18 protein-coding genes are annotated in these 18808 nt (G+C 41.0%); 8 read left to right on the top strand and 10 right to left on the bottom strand.

Features of this window, described 5'->3' with window-relative positions; all coding sequences use genetic code 11:
• The first annotated feature begins 298 nt into the window (after positions 1-298).
• From dnaA to CLV57_RS05605, 3 genes are all read left to right on the top strand, one after another.
• Positions 299-1726: a chromosomal replication initiator protein DnaA gene (dnaA, locus tag CLV57_RS05615; RefSeq protein ID WP_100340341.1), complete on the top strand. Its 1428-nt coding sequence runs from the start codon at positions 299-301 to the stop codon at positions 1724-1726.
• Positions 1727-1965: 239 nt separating this feature from the next.
• A complete protein-coding gene (locus CLV57_RS05610) occupies positions 1966-2541 on the top strand; it encodes a PAS domain-containing protein (RefSeq protein ID WP_157799075.1) in 576 nt (191 codons plus the stop codon).
• Entirely contained in the window at positions 2538-4598 is a 2061-nt protein-coding gene (locus tag CLV57_RS05605) for a PAS domain S-box protein (protein ID WP_262497425.1), read from the top strand. Before CLV57_RS05610 ends, CLV57_RS05605 begins: the two co-directional genes overlap by 4 nt.
• A gap of 4 nt (positions 4599-4602) precedes the next feature.
• On the opposite strand, the gene CLV57_RS05600 is transcribed toward CLV57_RS05605, so the two are convergent.
• The 7 genes from CLV57_RS05600 to CLV57_RS05570 form a co-directional block, all read right to left on the bottom strand.
• Positions 4603-5004, bottom strand: coding sequence for a hypothetical protein (locus CLV57_RS05600; RefSeq protein WP_157799074.1), 402 nt, complete (start codon positions 5002-5004; stop codon positions 4603-4605).
• Positions 5005-5012: 8 nt separating this feature from the next.
• Entirely contained in the window at positions 5013-5810 is a 798-nt protein-coding gene (locus CLV57_RS05595; RefSeq protein ID WP_100340337.1) for a hypothetical protein, read from the bottom strand.
• Between the two features lie 16 nt (positions 5811-5826).
• Complete coding sequence (locus CLV57_RS05590; RefSeq protein WP_100340336.1) at positions 5827-6033, bottom strand: cysteine-rich CWC family protein; 207 nt, start codon at positions 6031-6033, stop codon at positions 5827-5829.
• A gap of 29 nt (positions 6034-6062) precedes the next feature.
• Complete coding sequence (locus CLV57_RS05585; protein WP_100340335.1) at positions 6063-6812, bottom strand: hypothetical protein; 750 nt, start codon at positions 6810-6812, stop codon at positions 6063-6065.
• Between the two features lie 158 nt (positions 6813-6970).
• Positions 6971-9349: a ribonucleoside-diphosphate reductase subunit alpha gene (locus CLV57_RS05580; RefSeq protein WP_100340334.1), complete on the bottom strand. Its 2379-nt coding sequence runs from the start codon at positions 9347-9349 to the stop codon at positions 6971-6973.
• Positions 9350-9429: 80 nt separating this feature from the next.
• Positions 9430-10404, bottom strand: a complete 975-nt coding sequence (locus CLV57_RS05575; protein ID WP_100340333.1) for a ribonucleoside-diphosphate reductase small subunit — start codon at positions 10402-10404, stop codon at positions 9430-9432.
• 396 nt (positions 10405-10800) lie between these two features.
• Positions 10801-11163, bottom strand: a complete 363-nt coding sequence (locus CLV57_RS05570) for a methionine-R-sulfoxide reductase (protein ID WP_100340332.1) — start codon at positions 11161-11163, stop codon at positions 10801-10803.
• 185 nt (positions 11164-11348) lie between these two features.
• Here CLV57_RS05570 and CLV57_RS05565 point away from each other — a divergent pair, with 185 nt between their 5' ends.
• Positions 11349-11888, top strand: a complete 540-nt coding sequence (locus CLV57_RS05565) for a hypothetical protein (RefSeq protein WP_100340331.1) — start codon at positions 11349-11351, stop codon at positions 11886-11888.
• A 17-nt stretch (positions 11889-11905) separates the two neighbouring features.
• Entirely contained in the window at positions 11906-12475 is a 570-nt protein-coding gene (locus CLV57_RS05560; RefSeq protein WP_100340330.1) for a GNAT family N-acetyltransferase, read from the top strand.
• Here CLV57_RS05560 and CLV57_RS05555 read toward each other — a convergent pair.
• Complete coding sequence (locus tag CLV57_RS05555) at positions 12472-14226, bottom strand: lysophospholipid acyltransferase family protein (RefSeq protein WP_100340329.1); 1755 nt, start codon at positions 14224-14226, stop codon at positions 12472-12474. The two genes, CLV57_RS05560 and CLV57_RS05555, sit on opposite strands and share 4 nt — an antisense overlap.
• 38 nt (positions 14227-14264) lie before the next feature.
• On the opposite strand from CLV57_RS05555, the gene CLV57_RS05550 reads away from it, so the two are divergent.
• Genes CLV57_RS05550 through CLV57_RS05540 form a run of 3 tightly spaced genes read left to right on the top strand, consistent with a single transcriptional unit; the run spans position 14265 to position 15890 of the window.
• Positions 14265-14924 carry a ComEA family DNA-binding protein gene (locus CLV57_RS05550; RefSeq protein ID WP_100340328.1) on the top strand — a complete coding sequence of 220 codons (660 nt, stop codon included), beginning with the start codon at positions 14265-14267 and terminating at the stop codon, positions 14922-14924.
• Complete coding sequence (locus CLV57_RS05545) at positions 14921-15448, top strand: adenine phosphoribosyltransferase (protein WP_100340327.1); 528 nt, start codon at positions 14921-14923, stop codon at positions 15446-15448. The genes CLV57_RS05550 and CLV57_RS05545 overlap by 4 nt, the downstream gene beginning before the upstream one ends.
• A 58-nt stretch (positions 15449-15506) precedes the next feature.
• Positions 15507-15890, top strand: coding sequence for a hypothetical protein (locus CLV57_RS05540; RefSeq protein WP_100340326.1), 384 nt, complete (start codon positions 15507-15509; stop codon positions 15888-15890).
• A gap of 572 nt (positions 15891-16462) precedes the next feature.
• Here CLV57_RS05540 and CLV57_RS05535 read toward each other — a convergent pair.
• Entirely contained in the window at positions 16463-17911 is a 1449-nt protein-coding gene (locus CLV57_RS05535; protein ID WP_100340325.1) for a family 43 glycosylhydrolase, read from the bottom strand.
• A 28-nt stretch (positions 17912-17939) separates the two neighbouring features.
• Complete coding sequence (locus tag CLV57_RS05530) at positions 17940-18728, bottom strand: acetylxylan esterase (protein WP_100340324.1); 789 nt, start codon at positions 18726-18728, stop codon at positions 17940-17942.
• Between the last annotated feature and the right edge of the window lie 80 nt (positions 18729-18808).

Genomic DNA, 18808 nt, shown 5'->3' with positions numbered 1-18808 from the left:
TAACCAAATAAAATTTGTTGATAATTTTTTATGTTGTGCAGGTTCAAAAAGCGCCTAATTGTTCTGGAAACGAATTATAATGTGTTAAAACACACAATGTAACGAATTTTAAGCCAAAAGTATACTAATTTTATTGCGTAAAGCAATACACAAACGGGTTGATTTTTTAAAATTTATTCACAGAAAAAGTGAGAATTATATTTTTTAATTCGCTTTTTTTCCGAATATTCGATGTTCCGTAGCAGGCCCAAAGAATGCATCGCTGAGGGTTGTAATTCAATATTTTACTAAAATTTATATGGAAAAAACTTGTACTAACGTCTGGAATAGTTGCCTTCAAATCATAAAAGATAACATACCGGCGCAAAGCTTTAAAACCTGGTTCGAACCAATTAAAGCTTTACGCATGGAAGGCAGTGTTCTTACAATACAAGTTCCGAGCCTGTTCTTTTATGAGTGGTTAGAAGAGCACTATGTTGGCCTACTTCGCAAAACAATTAAAAAACAATTAGGCGAAGAAGGACGTTTGGAATACAACATTGTTGTTGAACAATCATCGGCGAGTAAACCGTATACCACCAATATGCCATCAAACGGTAACGGTGCCGAAGCAAAAAAACAGTCTATGCCCATCCCCATTTCAATTAATAAGGATATAAAAAACCCATTTGTTATACCGGGGCTTAAAAAGCTGAACGTTGATCCGCAACTTAACCGTAATTATACGTTTGAGAATTTTGTGGAAGGCGATTGCAACCGTTTGGCCCGCTCTGCAGGTTATGCTGTAGCTGCTAAACCCGGTGGCACATCATTTAACCCGTTAATGATATATGGTGGCGTTGGCTTGGGTAAAACCCACCTGGCGCAAGCTATCGGCAACGAAATAAAACGCACCCTGCCTGATAAGCTGGTACTATATGTATCATGCGAGAAATTTACCCAGCAGTTTGTTGATGCCCTAAAGCACAATAACATTAACGATTTTGTGAACTTTTATCAGGCTATTGATGTACTCATTATGGATGATGTTCACAACTTTGCCGGAAAAGAAAAAACACAGGATTTCTTCTTTCACATATTCAACCACTTGCATCAATCGGGTAAGCAATTGATCATCACATCTGATAAAGCGCCTAAAGATCTGGCGGGTTTAGAAGAGCGTTTATTGTCAAGATTCAAGTGGGGCCTGTCTGCAGATCTGCAGATACCTGATCTGGAAACCCGCATGGCTATTCTTAAAAACAAAACCTATCAGGACGGTATTGACCTGGGTGATGATGTAATAGAATACGTTGCCCATAACATTGACAACAACGTGCGTGAGCTCGAAGGCGCAATGGTTTCATTACTGGCCCAATCAACGCTTAACCGTAAGGAGATAGATCTGAACCTGGCTAAGCAAATGCTGAAAAACTTTGTAAAAAATTCATCAAAAGAAATTTCGATGGAGTACATACAAAGCCTGGTTTGCGAGTACTTTGAAGTGCCGGTTGAGATGGTAAAATCACAGACACGTAAGCGCGAAATTGTACAGGCAAGGCAAATTTCTATGTACCTGGCTAAAGCTCATACTAAAAGTTCGCTTAAATCAATAGGTAACTTCTTTGGTGGCCGCGATCACTCTACAGTAATTTATGCCTGCCAAACTGTTGAAGACCTGATAGATACTGACAAGAAATTTAAAGGATACGTAGCCGACATTCAGAAAAAGCTCAAGATGAGCTAATAATACTTCGGATATCAGATTGTTCGATTTCGAATTTTTTAAGCGCTGCGGGTAACCGGAGCGCTTTTTTTATGTTGTTTTTAACGAGAGTGAACAATTGGTTAATTTAATTTTAACAAAACACCTTTAACACTAATGCGTTATAACAAATGTGTTAACATTCAGCCTAACCAAAGTTGCGCGCTTAAAATGCCGTTGTTTTGAAAGTAATGGCTATATTTAAGTTATTTGCCCCTGCAATGAATAAAACCAAACTGCTTAGCTGCGAAGAGTTGCTTGATATTTTTTCCACCTCGCACATTGCCACAGCCATATATACTACTGATGATCTTGTTATAGAAGCCGCCACACAAGCTATGCTTTCTTTTTGGGGCCGAAGCCGTGATATTGTAGGCTTACCTCTTGAAGTTGCAGTACCTGAGTTGAAAGGACAACCTTTTGCTCAGCAAATGAAAAGCGCTTTAGCAACAGGTATAACTTTTAGCGCCAAAGGCGTAGCAGCGCAACTAATGCATAATGGTAAACTAAACACATTTTACTATGACTATGAATATCGCCCGGTAAAAAATGCAGACGGCGATATTATTTGTTTACTGCACCATGCTACTGATGTTACCGAGCGGGTTTTAGGCGAGATGGCATTAGCCAACGAGGAGCAGCAAAGACAAATTTTAGAAAGAGAGCTGGCACTTAACGAAGAATTGTCTGCAGCTAACGAAGAGTTAGCCGCTATAAATGAAGAACTCCATCAAACCCAAACGGAGCTAAATACACTTAACGACGAACTGGAAGAACGCATACAAGTCGTACCATAGCGCTTGAACGAAGCGAGGGCCGTTTGCGCTATATGATTGATGATGCGCCTGTCGCAATTGCCGTACTTACCGGCAGAAGTATGACGATAGAAGCCGCCAACCAATATATGCTGCGCATATGGGGCAAACCTGCTACAGTGGTTGGGCTAAATCTTATAGACGCGTTGCCTGAGCTTAGAGAACAGGTTTTTATGTCATTACTGGAAAACGTTTTTGACACCGGAGAATCATTTACCGGTAATGAAGCGCGGGTGTTTTTAGAATATGAAGGCAATTTAGCAGAACGTTTTGTAAACTTTGTATACAAAGCCATGGTGAATGAATCGGGTGATGTTTACAGCATTATGGTGGTTGCCAACGATGTTACCGAACAAGTATTGGCGCGAAAATCTGTTGAAGCCGCCAGGCACCGTTTGGAAGCCATGGTAACAACTACCCCTATTGCCATGACCATTTTGAAAGGCCGCGATTTGATCATTGAACAGGCTAACGCAGCTATGTATCAGATATGGCAGCGTAATTCAACTCAAACAATGGGTAAAAAACTTATAGATGTTTTCCCGGAGTTAATTGGACAACCTTTCCCTGACCTGTTGGCGAATGTTTTTGAAACGGGAGAGAAAGTAGCTTTTCCTGAAATGCCAGTTAACATTGCTTTTCCTGATGGAAGTTCTAAAGACATTTTTGTTAACTTCTCGTACGACCCATTATTTGACCTGGATGGCAAGGTTGAGGCTATATTGGCTTCGGTAAGTGATATAACTGAACAGGTAGAAGCCCGGCTTAAACTGGAAAAGAGCGAACAGGACCTTCAGATAGCTACGGAAGAATTGGCAGCAGCCAATGAGGAACTTACCGCCATTAATGAAGAAATGATGGCATCTAACGAAGAATTGGCCTCTACTAATGAGGAGTTGATAAGCACACAAGACCATCTGCATAACACCATTGAACAGTTGAATGAAAGTAAAGAGCGATTCAGTTTTTTACTGAATTCCATTCCGCAACAAATATGGACAGCGAAGCCTGATGGCGCCCTTGACTACGTAAACGACGTGGTTTGTGATGACTTTGGATATGATAAAGATGAGGTAGTTGGGCATGGCTGGCAAAAATTCATTCATCCGGATGATCTTCCAAAAGCGCTTGATAAATGGATGCATGCTTTAGAAAATGGTAATGAATATCTGATCGAATTCAGGTTACTGTTTGCTGACGGGATTTACCGCTGGCACCTTGGCAGAGCATTACCTTTAATTGAGAATGGGGAGATACAGTTATGGTTGGGCTCAAATACCAACATAGACCTGCAAAAAACTAATGAACAAAAAAAGGATGAGTTTTTATCAATTGCAAGTCATGAGTTAAAAACACCGCTTACCAGCATAAAAGCGTTTAATCAAATGTTGAAACGCGGGGCAATGCCGGATACTTTGAAAGGTTTTGTACAAAAATCTGCCGACAATATACAACGTTTGGAAAAACTCATAGCCGATCTGCTTGATGTAACCAAAATGAACAGTGGTAAACTGGAGTATGATATGCAGCCTTTCAGCTTTAACAAGCTATTGGTAGAAAGCGCTGAGAATACGCGTTATTTATCTTCATCGCATGAGGTTGTTTTGAAAAATGCTGCCGACGTTCAAATTCTTGGCGACAACGTACGTTTGGAACAAGTGTTGAATAACTTTTTAAGTAACGCGGTTAAATATTCGCCAAAAGGCAAACAGATAATTATTGACAGTTGGATAGAAGGCCAGCAGGTAATTGTTTCTGTACAGGATTTTGGCATAGGCATCGCTCCATCGCACATTGATAAGTTGTTTGACCGCTACTACCGCGTTGACAATACTGCTATGCGTTTTGAAGGGCTTGGCCTTGGTTTGTTCATCTCATCAGAGATTTTAAAACGGCATGGTGGCAAGGTTTGGATAGAAAGCGAGCAGGACAAAGGCTCAACCTTTTATTTTAGTTTACCATTAGCTCCCGAACAGGTTGAACACCGCGTAAAAGGCATACCCGTAAATGTGCCTTCAGCTGAAACCGATCTGGCGTAATTAATTAATACTTTAACGCCAGCGGTCCATCTTTGCTAACCAGCACAGACCAGCCCGGCTTATCGCCAATAGCTACCGACGCGACGAATTTATCGCGGATATAGATAGCCGCTTCAATTAGTCCTGTATCTTTTGATTCGGTCCATTCGCAGCGCAACTGGTTTTGATTTGTTATGGGCGCGATATTCGCACTATCGTTAAGGTATTCCTTCGGGTTCAAAAAAGGCATATCCTCCGGTAACCAAAAAGAAGTTTGCGGTGGTTGTTGTTGATTATACAGCCAAACGTCGCCAACAATGTCTTCCGCTTCATAAAGGTAGGCGTAAGCAACTCGGCCGTCATCTTTTACCTTCAACGCGTAATGGCTGTCAAACTCACAAAAAATGTGTAAGGAGATTGTTAACATACTGTACGCTATGACACGTTTAACAGTTTTGCAGTTTCATTAATATAGGTATTAGCATAATACTCTCCCTGTCTGATTTCTCTGTGTTTTTCAAAATCAATATAATTAGCAAGGCAATGCGGACACTTAAAAGAGTTAAAGTATTTAAATTTACCATCGTAAGAATTAGGCAACTTGCTTTCAATTGATTCTAATTCCTCTATATTAATATTGTTTTGAGCGAGAACTTTTGGCATAGCACTGTAGGGTAACATTAATGTCTCTTTGCTATTAGCAGAATAAAAATAGTGCATTTCAGAAAAACCAGCGTGTATATGTTGAATGGTAAAGGTTTCATTACAACTATCGCACAAGCAAACGCATCTTACGCCACGTGGTGTAATTGTTCCTGAAAAATGTAATCCTCTTTGAAAGAGTCCCTTTCCGACTAATTTATTGTTGTATTCATTTTTGTCAGAAAGATAAAATGGTTGAAGTCTTATTGCTTCATAATTGTCGTCGGTCCATTTAGCATGGACTACATCATTGTCCGAAATGACTCCGTCAATCACTACCGCGCTATTCGATTGAATTCTAATTGAGCTATGAAAAAACTGCCCGTTAAGAACTGGGTTTGATTTCAAAGCGTCAATCTTAAATTTCCGTATCAACCTATCATTTTCAAATACTTTAATTTCAGGATTGTGATTAAGTTCAAAGACGTGGTGCACTTCGCAACCTTTGGCAAAACTTCCTCTTTTGTCGTTTATGAAAACAGCATCATCTTGTATTCTTATTCTTTCTTGCTTTGAAAATAATTCGAACATGTGATTTTAATATTTATCAAGCTATCCCCAAAGTCTCTCTATACTCAATCTGCAAAGCCCGCAAACAATCAGCACACATGCAGCCATCATAATTCTCGCTAATGTATTGCACTTCGTTGAGTGTTAGCTGCACATTGTTGCAATCGCACTTGGTGTAAGAATTAGCCTTGCATTCCATACGTTTTCCGCAGCGTTCGCAGGCAATTATTTCGTGTTTGATCATTTACGGCAATCCGGAATTACCGTGCAAAGTTAAAAACTATAGGTTAGAAACAGGTTGCCGGCTACAGATTTAAAACCTTGCGTATCTGGCGTGCCATCAATTGAGGTAAAATTCAATTTGCCTAAACCTAATGCGTATTTAGCTTCAACACCTAAACTAATTTTGTTACCCAAGGCAAAGTTTAAACCCAGTTTGGGTCCCACGTATGGTGTTGTAGATTTTGTAGGTTCCTCTGTAGTTTCAGCCTCTGCTGTACCACTGTATGTGCCGTTATAGTCTGTACGTATGGCTCCCAGGTTAACACCCGCATAAAAACTGGCGCCCGGCGTTATCATAAACTCATATGCAGCACCTAAATACACGCCCAAGCCTGTAAAATTTGTTAAAGTTATTTCTCCGTCCGCAACTAACTGTCCGTTAATTTTAATTTCAAGCGGAAGTACGCGATTTTTAGGCACAAAGCTGCGATAATCAACCGTACCGGATAATATAAGGTGATTCCAACGGTTTATAACGTTTAACCCGAAAGATGGTCCTCCTTTGTATATTTCGGTTATTGAACCAATAGGGTTTTCATACCCTCCATGAACTGATAATCCCCAGCCACTGGTAGGTAAATAACCGCCGCCGCTTCCGGCTCTGCTGCCACTAAGCAAATTACCTTCGGCATTCATACCTACAGATCTGTGTTGGGCGTAGCCGCTAAAACCAAATTTTAATAGAATAACAAAAATGACTGTTACAACGAATAAAGCTTTTTTAGGGCGGGAAAAATACATATTGCAGATAAGAAATAGTTTGACCGCCACTAAGTTAACACATTTTTTTAACCCAAATTAAAAAAATTTCCTTTGTGTATGTTTAACACTCAATACGAATAAAAATGCCCATGATCCTTAAAACGGAGCATGGGCTTAAATTTAATCAACAGAATGTTTTATGCAGAACAGGTTACGCAGCCTTCTTCCATAGAACAGGTTGGGCCTGCAGGTATTTCATCTTCCACTTGTTGTACCACAGATGGTATAACCGGATCCATGTTTTTGCCACCCTGGTTCTCAACAGTAAATTTAACCGCTTGCGATGCCGCCTGAGTACGCAGGTAGTACATACCTGTTTTAAGGCCTTTCTTCCATGCATAGAAGTGCATTGAAGTAAGTTTTGACGCGTTTGGCGAGTTAATGAACAGGTTAAGTGATTGCGACTGGCAAATGTAAGCGCCACGGTCTGCAGCCATGTCAATAATGTTACGCATCTTGATCTCCCATACAGTTTTGTACAGGTCTTTTAAATCCTGAGGAATTTCAGCTATATCCTGAACAGAACCATTTGCAGTAATGATCTTGTTCTTCATGGTATTGTCCCAAAGGCCACGGTTAACTAAATCGCGCAGCAGGTGTTTGTTAACAATGATGAACTCACCGCTTAAGACCCTGCGGGTATAAATGTTTGATGTGTATGGTTCGAAACACTCGTTATTACCCAATATTTGCGATGTTGACGCGGTAGGCATTGGCGCTACCAATAAAGAGTTACGTACACCATGGTTCATAACATCTAAGCGCAGGTTTTCCCAATCCCAACGGCCGCTTTCGGGCTTAACATTCCAAAGGTCAAACTGAAACTGGCCTTTTGATAATGGAGAGCCTTTAAACGTTTCGTAAGGACCATCTTTAATAGCTAGGTCTTTTGAAGCCGTCATGGCAGCAAAATAAATGGTTTCAAAGATCTCTTTATTCAGTTGTTTAGCTTCTTCGCTTTCAAACGGCATACGCAGCAGAATGAATGCATCAGCCAAACCTTGTACACCTAATCCAATTGGACGGTGACGCAGGTTGGAAGTGCGCGCCTCTTCAACAGGATAGTAGTTGTTATCAATTATCTTATTAAGGTTAACAGCGGCCTGGTAAGTTACTTCGTAAAGTTTCTCGTGGTCAAACTTACCATCGCGCACATAACGTGGCAATGCCAGCGAAGCCAGGTTACAAACCGCTATTTCGTCAGCAGAAGTGTACTCTAATATCTCGGTACACAGGTTTGAGCTTTTTATAGTACCTAAGTTTTGTTGGTTTGACTTAGCGTTAGCAGCGTCTTTGTATAACAAATAAGGCGTGCCTGTTTCTACCTGGGCGTCTAACACGGCAAACCAAAGTTCCTGTGCTTTTACTGTTTTACGCGCGCGGCCTTCGCTTTCGTATCTTGTGTATAATTCTTCAAACTCTTTACCATGGCAATCAGCAAGGCCCGGCGCTTCGTGCGGACAGAATAAGCTCCAGTCCTCATTAGCTTCAACACGTTGCATAAACAAATCGCTCACCCAAAGTGCGTAGAATAAATCGCGGGCGCGCATTTCTTCTTTACCGTGATTTTTACGCAGATCTAAAAATTCAAATATATCTGCATGCCAAGGCTCCAGGTAAATAGCAAAAGCACCTTTACGTTTGCCACCACCCTGATCTACATAGCGGGCAGTGTCATTAAACACGCGTAACATTGGTATTATACCGTTGCTGGTACCGTTAGTACCGCTGATGTATGAACCTGTTGCACGTACATTGTGTATGCTTAAACCAATACCGCCTGCGCTTTGCGAGATTTTAGCGGTTTGCTTTAACGTATCATAAATACCTTCAATGCTATCATCTTTCATGGTTAGCAAAAAGCACGATGACATTTGTGGTTTTGGTGTACCTGAATTAAATAAGGTTGGGGTGGCATGTGTAAACCAACGCTCGCTCATCAGGTTATACGTTTTAATAGCGCTTTCAATATCCTCTTTGTGTATACCTACTGATACACGCATGAACAGGTGTTGCGGGCGCTCGGCTATTTTACCATCAAGTTTTAAAAGGTATGATTTTTCAAGCGTTTTAAACCCGAAGTAATCAAAGCCAAAATCGCGGTCGTAAATAATGCTGCTATCCAGTTCTTCGGCATTTTTCTGAATGATCTCGTACACATCGTCAGCTAACAAAGCGGCATTTTTGCCTGTTTTGGGATCAACATACTCATAAAGCGATTTCATGGTTTCGGAGAACGACTTAATGGTATTTTTATGCAGGTTTGATACCGCAATGCGCGATGCCAATAAAGCATAATCCGGGTGTTTTGTAGTAAGCGATGCTGCTGTCTCTGCTGCAAGGTTATCCAGTTCAGACGTGGTTACCCCGTCAAACAAACCTTCAATTACTTTTTTTGCTACATCTATTGGGTCAACAAGCGAAGCGTTTAAGCCATAGCATAGCTTTTCAATACGCGCGGTGATCTTGTCAAATTTTACCGGTTCTTTTTTACCGTCTCTTTTTACTACAAACATGCCAGTGAATAGTTAATGGTGAATAGTGAAAATGTTTTAAAAGTCTTTTTTCTATATATGATTGTGATTGGTGGTCACTCTTAAAAATCCTCATCTAATGAGAAGGATTTGCTTTCCTGCGTATTGCCCAGTACGCCGCTTTTTTGGTAATCGCCTACGCGCTTTTCAAAGAAGTTGGTTTTGCCCTGCAACGATATCATCTCCATAAAATCAAACGGATTAGTAGCGTTATATACTTTGTCATAGCCAAGCTCGGTTAACCATCTGTCGGCCACAAACTCAATGTATTGGCTCATTAATTTGGCATTCATGCCAATTAAACTAACCGGTAAGGCATCGGTTATAAATTCTTTTTCAATTTCAACAGCGTCGGTTATAATAGCCGTTGCAGCCTCTTTGGTTAGTTTGTTCTCTAACATTTTGTAAAGCAAACAAGCAAACTCGCAGTGCATACCTTCGTCGCGAGATATTAACTCATTACTAAAAGTTAGACCCGGCATCAAGCCACGTTTCTTCAACCAGAATATAGAGCAGAAACTACCTGAAAAGAAAATACCTTCAACAGCAGCAAAAGCTACCAAACGCTCTGCAAAACTTCCGTTCTCTATCCAACGTAAAGCCCACTCCGCTTTTTTACCCACGCAAGGCACGGTATCAATAGCATGGAACAGACGGTCTTTCTCAACAGGGTCTTTAATGTAAGTATCTATCAGCAACGCATACGTTTCTGAGTGAATGTTTTCCATCATGATCTGGAAACCGTAGAAACAACGCGCCTCGGGTAACTGTACTTCTTTCATAAAGTTAACGGCTAGGTTTTCGTTAACAATGCCATCGCTGGCAGCAAAGAATGCCAACACATGCGATATGAAATGACGTTCGCCGTCGTTCATGTTTTCCCAGTGTTTTAAGTCGTCAGAAAGATCTATTTCTTCTGCCGTCCAAAAGCTGGCTTCGCACTTTTTGTACATCTCCCAAATGGCGGGATATTTTATAGGGAGAATAACAAATCTGTCTTTATTCTCTCTTAATAATACTTCGTTTTCCTGACTCATTCCCTATCTTTTTTTACCTGTTTAACCTATTGTTAAAAGCCGACACAGCTTCGGCCGCTCTTTGTTTTATTAAAAAGCGGATAACTTTTCTTTCTTAAAAGTTCTGTGTATAATCCCTTCAGCTTTATTTTTTGTTAACCTGTGATTTACATCACTTTAACGTTCTAAGTAGCTATATGTTAATATTGCCGTTGGACTGAAACAAATGTAATAGCGTTATTGATAAAATGCACGTCGAAGTTTTTAACAATAGGCCGAGTTATAAACAATTTTCCGTCCTTTTTCTTCACATCAAATGGTGCAAAACTTTTGCAAAAAATTACAAACAATTTGATAAAACGCCCCTACAGTGTTTCCTGCCAGTTAATACACCTTTTAAGAATATCGATGTAAACTTTATTGTAGCGGAACGAATTTCATTGACAAAGAATTAACACAATGGCGCACATTTTTTGGCGTCAAATATTCGCCTTCAAAAACGTGACCGAGGTGACCGCCGCAATTGGCGCAAACTATTTCTACCCTTCGTCCATCAGCATCCGGAACGCGTTTTACTGCTCCAGGTATTTCATCGTCAAAACTTGGCCAACCGCAGTGCGATTCAAATTTTGATTCGGATGTATACAGCGGTGCATCACAACGTTTGCAGGCATATACGCCCTGTGCTTTATTATTTAAAAGCGCGCCGGTAAAAGGGCGCTCGGTACCTTTGTGTAATATTACCCACTCTTCGTCGGGTGTTAATTTGTTGTATTCCATATTTTACTTATTGAATTATTGATTGAGTGAATGAGCGATTGTTTTATCATCCTCGTTACATACAATATACGCAAATAAACTCAACTGATTTTGGTAGATTGGTTTGTTGACGCGGGAGTGACGGTTTTAAATATATTTATGGAATACACTAAATACCTGCATCTTTATAAATAAATCGATAGCTTATGAAATACCTTATTATCTTGTTTTTTCTGATGCTAAGTTTTCAACGCGAGAAAATAGAAACTCAAAATCAAGTTTTTAATTCTGGAGCTATTGACACGTCCAAGTATGCGGTAATAAAATACAATAAAGGTGAACATTTTTTATTTTTTGGTAGAGAAGAGTTAACACCTGCTTTAATAACCCCTAAAGAGCTTACATTAATTGATAGTATCTTAAAAAAGAAAGCACAGAAATACAACAATCAGCAAAAAAAATGGGTAAAAGGTCAAGCACTTCCGAATGATGAACACCCTTACCCTTTGAAAAATTATTTCAGTTTGATTGGACCATTGTCTAAATATTATAAACAAGTAATTCCAATCATAAACTCAAAAAATGAAAAGGAAGTCTGGGTAAATTGTTTTTGTAGTAAGCCTTATAACAATAGCTGGAAAAGCAACATCATGTACACACTTGATGGCGGGGCATGCTTTTTCAATATGAAAATTAATTTAACCACTCTTAAGATTTCAGACCTTAATGTAAATGGAATAGCTTAACCCCCTAAACTAACCATATGTTAATTAGAAAAGCAAAGCCCGAAGAATCTGATATCATTGCACCATACCTTTTGCTGGCCATGGGCGATATCGCATTTAAATTTATAGGCGAAAACTCAACAGAGAAAGCTACTAACTGGTTAAGCGGTTTAATAAGCAAAACCGGCAATCAATATTCCTTCGAAAACTGCTTTGTAGCAGAAGAAGAAGGTGAAATTGTTGCGATTGCATTGGTGTATGATGGCGGCTGTTTGAAACAGTTACGTCAGCCGGTAGCGCAAAGCCTAAAGCTGATGTTTAACAAAGATTTTGATCTGGAAGACGAAACAGAAGCGGGTGAGTATTATATAGATTGCGTAGCAGTAAGCCCTTCCCTCCAGGGCCAAGGCATTGGCAGCAAATTGTTTCAGTTTTTGATAGATGAATATGTTTACAAGCACGGGAAAACGCTGGGCCTGCTGGTTGACAAACAAAATCCTGGAGCTAAAAAACTATACCTTAAATTGGGCTTCAAGTTTGTGAAAGACAAGATGTTCGCGGGCAAACAAATGGAGCATCTTCAATTTTCCAACAACACTATAATTTAAAAATTCTTACCCAACTTTTCCAACATATCCTGAGGTATGTTTTCCAGATCCAATACCAGGAAACCATCCAGAGAATCAGAGAATTTAGGGTCAATATTAAAGCAGATAATTTTGGCGTTCAGGCCAATGTATTGACGCAGCAGAACAGGCACCTTCATGCTGCGGGTTTCCACTTCTGATATCAGGCTGTCCAGGCTTTTAAAGCTTTCCTCGCCGCTGCGCAATATATTGGCATCAACTTTTGAAAAATCAACCTTAAACTTTTTACGTGGCCTAACAAAGGCGGCCATCTCCTCATCAAAATGATTGCGGGTGATGTAATCAACTATAAGTGATTTGGAGAATTTAGAAAACGAATTGCTGATGCTTACCGGCCCTATCAAATACCTGTAGCGTGGGTTATCCATCAGGTATTTTAATATACCCTTCCACAACAGGAACAGCGGCAATGGTTTAAGCTGATATTCTTTGCGGATGAAAGACCGGCCCAGCTCCAGACTTCGTTTCAGCACCGGAGAGAACTCCGACTTGATCTTAAACAGCTCATTAATATAAAAACCTTTTTTGCCAAAGCTGTAGTAAATCTCATCACCCAGACCAATGCGGTAAGCACCCACTATCATGCGGGCCTCTCTATCCCATATAAACAGGTGGTGATAGTAAATATCGTATTCGTCTAAGTCGGTTGATTTATTGGTACCCTCTCCTACCTCTCTAAATGTGATCTCGCGCAACCGGCCAATTTCCCTGATAACATTAGGAATAGCTGATGTTGGGGTAATGAACACTTCATAGTTTTTCTCCGTCCATACCAGGTAATCTTCACGCAGCGGAGTTATCTCGCGATCTAAAACGTCGGGGTTAAGCGCCTCAACTATCTCCTGTTGCTTTTTTTTTATTTTGAACAGGTTGCGTGGTTTAAACAAACGGCGCTCACCTTCTAAGCCCGTGCCCAACGCATAGGTTTTGGCACGCAAAAAGTTGAGCAACTTGCCGGTATTATTATAATCCGGAATATCCTGTACATAAATAGGCTTACCTATACGCAGCCTGATAGTGTGTCCCTGCTTATTAAACAATTCCGACGGCAATTTAGCCGTACGCAGCGTTGGGTGTATTAAACTTAGCACGTTAAACAGCACTCCGTTATTTCCGTGGAAATAAACCGGCACAACCGGCACCTTTGATTTGGCAATGATCTTACCTACTACCGGGTGCCATATCCTATCAGTAACCTGCTGCTTTTCAATTTTAAAAGTCGACACCTCGCCTGCCGGGAAAATACCGATGGGCGTGTCTTCCGCCAATAATTGCAATGTATTTTTTATACCGCTGATGCTTGATGCATGCTCTACATTTTCAAACGGATTTACGGCAATAAAGTAATCGCTCAGGTTAGGTATCTTTTTCAGGATGAAGTTTGCCATCAGTTTAGCATCAGGCCTAACCATTAACAGCATCTTTAATAGTACAAGTCCCTCAATGCCGCCATACGGGTGATTGGCTATGGCAATAAAACTACCATTACGCGGAATGTTGCGAAGATCTTTCTCATCAAACTCAACTTCAACACCACAACCTTTTAAAATGGCATCAATAAACTCAATGCCTTGTTTATCCTGCGCGCCGGCAAACAAGCTGTTTACCTGGTTAATCTTCATTACTTCCATCAGGAACGAGGCCAGTCCGGGCATATGCAGTTTATCTAATCCGGTTGCTTTGGCAAATTCCTCGGTGGTTATTATTTTCATTTCTTAACTTAGTACTTTAACGGCAGCTTACCTAAGCCATGAGGCAACGCTTGATCCAATATTTTTCCATCACCAAAAAAGAATGGAACGGCACTATAATATTACTCATTGTTATATTAATAGTGTTGGCGCTGCCCTATGCTTATCAACATTTTCACAAAGATAAATTAATAAACTTTAAAGATTTTGATAAAGCGGTAGCCGCGTTAGAAAACAAAGACAACAAAGCGTTTAAAAAATCCGGAAACGCTAATAACGCATCGCTCTATCCTTATACTTCAAACAAACTAAAGCCCGGCGAAACGATTGACATTAATAAAGCCGATTCCGCCACGTTCACACGCGTTCATGGCGTAGGGCCATCATTCGCGAGACGTATTGTATTGTACCGAAAAAGACTGGGTGGTTTTGTTAACATGGAACAGCTAAAAGAAGTTTACGGCTTAGACGCTGATAAGTATAAGGAGATAAGCGATGAGCTGCGCCTTGATCCCTACAAGCCGAAACCAATACCCATTAATAAAGTTGAGTTTGATGAATTGCGGCACTTTCCGTACCTCAGCTATAAGCAGGCCAATGCAGTTATTCAATACCGGGCGCAGCATGGCAATTATAACTCTGTGGATGACATGCGCGATATAGTACTGCTGAACGACGAAATTTTGCGTAAAATTGCACCTTACATCTCTTTTAAATGATTGAACAACAAATAAAAGCGGCCATACGCGATATTCCCGACTTCCCTAAACCGGGTATAGTATTTAAAGATATCACTACCATTTTAAAGGACCATGCTTTGTGCGAAAGTATTGTTAATGCTTTTATTGAGCGATTGGGCAATAAGCAAATTGACGCCGTTGCGGGCATTGAGAGTCGCGGGTTTTTATTCGGACTTACATTGGCTAATCAGTTAGGCGTACCGTTTGTGCCGATACGCAAGGCGGGCAAGCTGCCCTACTCTGTTAAGCAAAAAAAGTACGACCTGGAATACGGCAGCGCGGTTATTGAAATGCACACCGATGCCTTTGAACCCGGCGCGCACATTTTATTGCACGACGACCTGCTGGCAACCGGCGGCACCGTAATGGCAGCCAGCGAACTGATACACGACATGGGTGGCCATGTATGCGGCTTTACCTTTATTGTTGAACTGGGCTTTTTAGGCGGAAGAGAAAAGATAGTTCCGGTGAGTGACGAGGTGATTGCGTTGGCAGTGTATTGATAATTTACCTTTTGAACTTTTAATTAGGACAGAACATCAAGATTGAAAAAGAAATGTTATGAAAAAGATGCTTGGGTTAGTTATTGCCTTTTGTATATCAATATTCTCTGTCTCTGGTCAATCATCACTTGGAAATTCAGATATTGAATTTGTTTCTCTTGGGTTCTACGCAATACCAAACAGCAGTTTTTGCAATCAGTTGCTTTTTAGAATTCATAATAACACAAATGACACACTATATATTCCTGTAAAAGATATAAAAGTAGAAGTATCGAAAGATAACAAAATGTTAAAGCAGGATTCCATACAATTACACAATCTTATTCCAGCATCTTTAGATGATGAGTTTTTGTTTTTTATGAAGCCTATAGCCCCCCTCAAATCTGTTAAAATAATAAGAAAGAGAAAACTTATTGTTGACAAGTTAAAGCGCACCTACTAGCAGAAGTTTTATTATAAAAACTTTAGAAATACTGCAATGACTAAAGATTTTTTTTTGACAGTTTCTTAGAATGTATAGTTCTGCTGCCTGGGGAACAAATTAATTATTCCGAATTCTTTTTCAGTAAAAGTTTAAATCAAACATATAAAATCGAAGCATTCTATAAAAAAAGTAATGTTTTTACAATATATGATGATATGCATGGAAATCAGATTGAAGTAAAATATTGAAGCACATCTTCCCCATGCTGTTAGTAGCCTCCATCTAAGAACCCCACTGTTCGTAGACTCCTGTCTACGAACCACTATGCCGATAGTCTCCGACTACCGGAGCAAATATTTACTTAGTGTACCCAACCCTGTCCCATCCCGTGGACCAAAAACTCGCAAAAGCGACCAATCTTTCTTTATGCTGAAAATGAAAAATATTAAATATCTGTCTTTCAATCTTTTTTTGTCCTAATGACAGAAAAAATCAAATCAACCCGCACATCAACGCGGGACACCATAGTGTTAAAAAAAAAAGACTTTCTATTTTTCAGAAAGTCTTTTCATTCAGTGAAATCACTAAACCTACTGCGCCTTAAAATTCCATTTAAAATTATCGCTATCAAAATTAAATTTAGCCAAAACTGGTGTACTGTCTCCGCTTGACATTAAGGCCAGTTTATCGGTTGAGTTAGGTACCTGTTTAGGCATAATACGATAGGTGCCGTCTGTTAACTGGTCAAGCATCCACAACTGCTCCGGCGCCCCGGTGTATTTAGGAACGGTAATCACCCGGCCATCTGCCGTCGCGGTTAAAGCTCTGTCTGTACCGGCTATCACAATTTTATAATAGGGTGCACCCAAATATCCGCTTGAATCGGGCGCAGGTACAATGCTCCACTTTTGATGCGGACGAGACATGTACTCGTTCAGGCGCGTATTGATATCGCCTGTTGGCCAGTTATTAATTACATCACTCAGCTTTTGCGCAGGTACTGGTTTCTCAGGACCAGCATTAGCAGGCGCGCCACCAAAGCCGCGTGAGGCGGTTTGAATGTTTACCAGGTCAACGGTCAACTCCAGTCCAAAACCTCTTCTTTCTGATTGGATCTCATAGGTGCCTGTCTTAACATTTTGCCCTGCGCTTGGCCATCCGTTCTTCCAAACTATTGGTAAAACACCCAAAACGCTTGCACCGCCCTGCGCCAGATCAGCCTCCCAGTGGAACGACATTTTCTGCACGCCTTTCTCTCCCTTGATAGCGCCAAAGTGACCGGGGCCAAAAAGGTCTCCATCGGTAATAGCCACCATTCTGCCACCTCCCTGAAGCATGCTTCTGCCTACATTATCCATAAACGGACCTGTAACGCTTTTTGAACGGCCAACAACAATGTTGTAAGTAGAGTTGGGGCCGGCACAGCAGGTGGCATGGGTCCCCAAAAGGTAATACCAGCCTTCATGATACATCATAGCCGATGCCTCGCAGGTAATGGCAACATTAACCGGCTTATTACCTGCAACACGCTTGCCTGTTTTTGGGTCAAGCTCAACTAAACGGATAAAACCATAGTAAGTTCCGTAGGTTAGCCAAAGGCGACCGGTAGTGGGATCGAGCATCAGGCTGGGATCAATAGCGTCGTTATCTTCGTAGCCATCGGATGTCGCAACTATCACAGGGTCAGAATACTTAAAGTCCGGCGATTTTGGGTCGAGTGTTTTGTTCCACATCGCATAAATAACCCCCTTGTGGTTACCGCCACCTCCGGTTGCTCCGTATACCACCAGGAAACGGTCGCCAATTTTCATGGCATCAGGCGCAGCGCCACCACCGGGGCGAACACCGCCGCCATACCATTTCCAGCCATCGTCTGAAATAATACCGCCGCCGCCTGTGCCAAAAGAGTAGTATTTACCCTTATCTTCCACCACGGTTGATGGGTCATGAATATTGGGGCGGCCTATTTGCGCTGTTAAACTTTGTGTTACAGATGCCACCATAACAGCGGTAGCACCTATCAATTTTATACTTTTCATTTTTTTGAATGAGATTTAAGTTGACAGATCACTCAACGCTGAGTGTATAGTTTTTTACCGGCTTTCCGTTTTCATCCAAAAAACGCACGCAAAAGTTTACCATACCCTGCCCGTTCATAATGGCCACCCGAACAACATTTTTGCCTTTTTTAAGTGTAAAAAGCGGTGAAGTTGCCAGGTCGGCTATAACGTCCTTATCTCCGGGTACAACCAGCACTTCTTTGCCGTTCACCCAAAAACCACCTGCAGAGTTTGGCCCCGCAGCTAAGCGAACGTTCTTAATGTCTTGCGCGCAGTTCACTACCGTAACCAACCAAAACAGCACACCGTTACGGGTAGTATTGGTGGCATAGCTAAAATGGTGTAAATTAAAGTTGAATGATTTACTGTCCAGCGCATACCACTTCAATTCCTGATTGCCGATTTTTACCTTCTCACCACTTTTTGGTACCACGTTATAGTCCGTTGAGAAATTATTGGCAGAGGCAAAGGTCTCTCTCAAATAACCCTCGGTAAGCTGGCTATTAGTGCGGTCGTTCTTTTTTATGGGTTCCAGTACCAGCCAGCGTTGAATAAAGCCGTCGGCATCGGGCGCTTTTTTGATATTAGTAGCCTGCGTAAAGCTTTTGGTTAATGTATGTGTAGTATCCTCAGCCAGTGGTATAGGTGGCAGGGCTGGTCCCCGTCTGGGGCCGCCCGCACCTGGCCCACTGGCACCGCCCGGGACTTGCGCGAAAGCGCTAATTGCAACCACTTGCAGCGATAGATAAACTACAAATGTAACAGCAAAAAAAAAGTAATTGCGCTTTTTATTCATATTGGTATGGCTTGTAATTAGGTTGGTTGAATTTACGCAAACGTTTTAGGAAATGTGAAAATTATAAGTAAAAAGTCAGA

Source organism: Mucilaginibacter auburnensis (assembly GCF_002797815.1).
GTDB classification, from domain to species: Bacteria; Bacteroidota; Bacteroidia; order Sphingobacteriales; family Sphingobacteriaceae; genus Mucilaginibacter; species Mucilaginibacter auburnensis.
This window is presented reverse-complemented; position numbering and strand designations above follow the sequence as displayed.

Bases quoted from the DNA above. Each gene is read 5' to 3' on its own strand.
- CLV57_RS05540 (WP_100340326.1), top strand. From the start codon at position 15,507: ATGAAAAAGATGCTTGGGTTAGTTATTGCCTTTTGTATATCAATATTC.
- CLV57_RS05560 (WP_100340330.1), top strand. From the start codon at position 11,906: ATGTTAATTAGAAAAGCAAAGCCCGAAGAATCTGATATCATTGCACCA.
- CLV57_RS05530 (WP_100340324.1), bottom strand. From the start codon at position 18,728: ATGAATAAAAAGCGCAATTACTTTTTTTTTGCTGTTACATTTGTAGTT.
- CLV57_RS05545 (WP_100340327.1), top strand. From the start codon at position 14,921: ATGATTGAACAACAAATAAAAGCGGCCATACGCGATATTCCCGACTTC.
- CLV57_RS05585 (WP_100340335.1), bottom strand. From the start codon at position 6,812: ATGTATTTTTCCCGCCCTAAAAAAGCTTTATTCGTTGTAACAGTCATT.
- CLV57_RS05600 (WP_157799074.1), bottom strand. From the start codon at position 5,004: ATGTTAACAATCTCCTTACACATTTTTTGTGAGTTTGACAGCCATTAC.
- CLV57_RS05575 (WP_100340333.1), bottom strand. From the start codon at position 10,404: ATGAGTCAGGAAAACGAAGTATTATTAAGAGAGAATAAAGACAGATTT.
- CLV57_RS05595 (WP_100340337.1), bottom strand. From the start codon at position 5,810: ATGTTCGAATTATTTTCAAAGCAAGAAAGAATAAGAATACAAGATGAT.
- CLV57_RS05550 (WP_100340328.1), top strand. From the start codon at position 14,265: ATGAGGCAACGCTTGATCCAATATTTTTCCATCACCAAAAAAGAATGG.
- dnaA (WP_100340341.1), top strand. From the start codon at position 299: ATGGAAAAAACTTGTACTAACGTCTGGAATAGTTGCCTTCAAATCATA.
- CLV57_RS05555 (WP_100340329.1), bottom strand. From the start codon at position 14,226: ATGAAAATAATAACCACCGAGGAATTTGCCAAAGCAACCGGATTAGAT.
- CLV57_RS05580 (WP_100340334.1), bottom strand. From the start codon at position 9,349: ATGTTTGTAGTAAAAAGAGACGGTAAAAAAGAACCGGTAAAATTTGAC.
- CLV57_RS05535 (WP_100340325.1), bottom strand. From the start codon at position 17,911: ATGAAAAGTATAAAATTGATAGGTGCTACCGCTGTTATGGTGGCATCT.
- CLV57_RS05590 (WP_100340336.1), bottom strand. From the start codon at position 6,033: ATGATCAAACACGAAATAATTGCCTGCGAACGCTGCGGAAAACGTATG.
- CLV57_RS05570 (WP_100340332.1), bottom strand. From the start codon at position 11,163: ATGGAATACAACAAATTAACACCCGACGAAGAGTGGGTAATATTACAC.
- CLV57_RS05565 (WP_100340331.1), top strand. From the start codon at position 11,349: ATGAAATACCTTATTATCTTGTTTTTTCTGATGCTAAGTTTTCAACGC.
- CLV57_RS05610 (WP_157799075.1), top strand. From the start codon at position 1,966: ATGAATAAAACCAAACTGCTTAGCTGCGAAGAGTTGCTTGATATTTTT.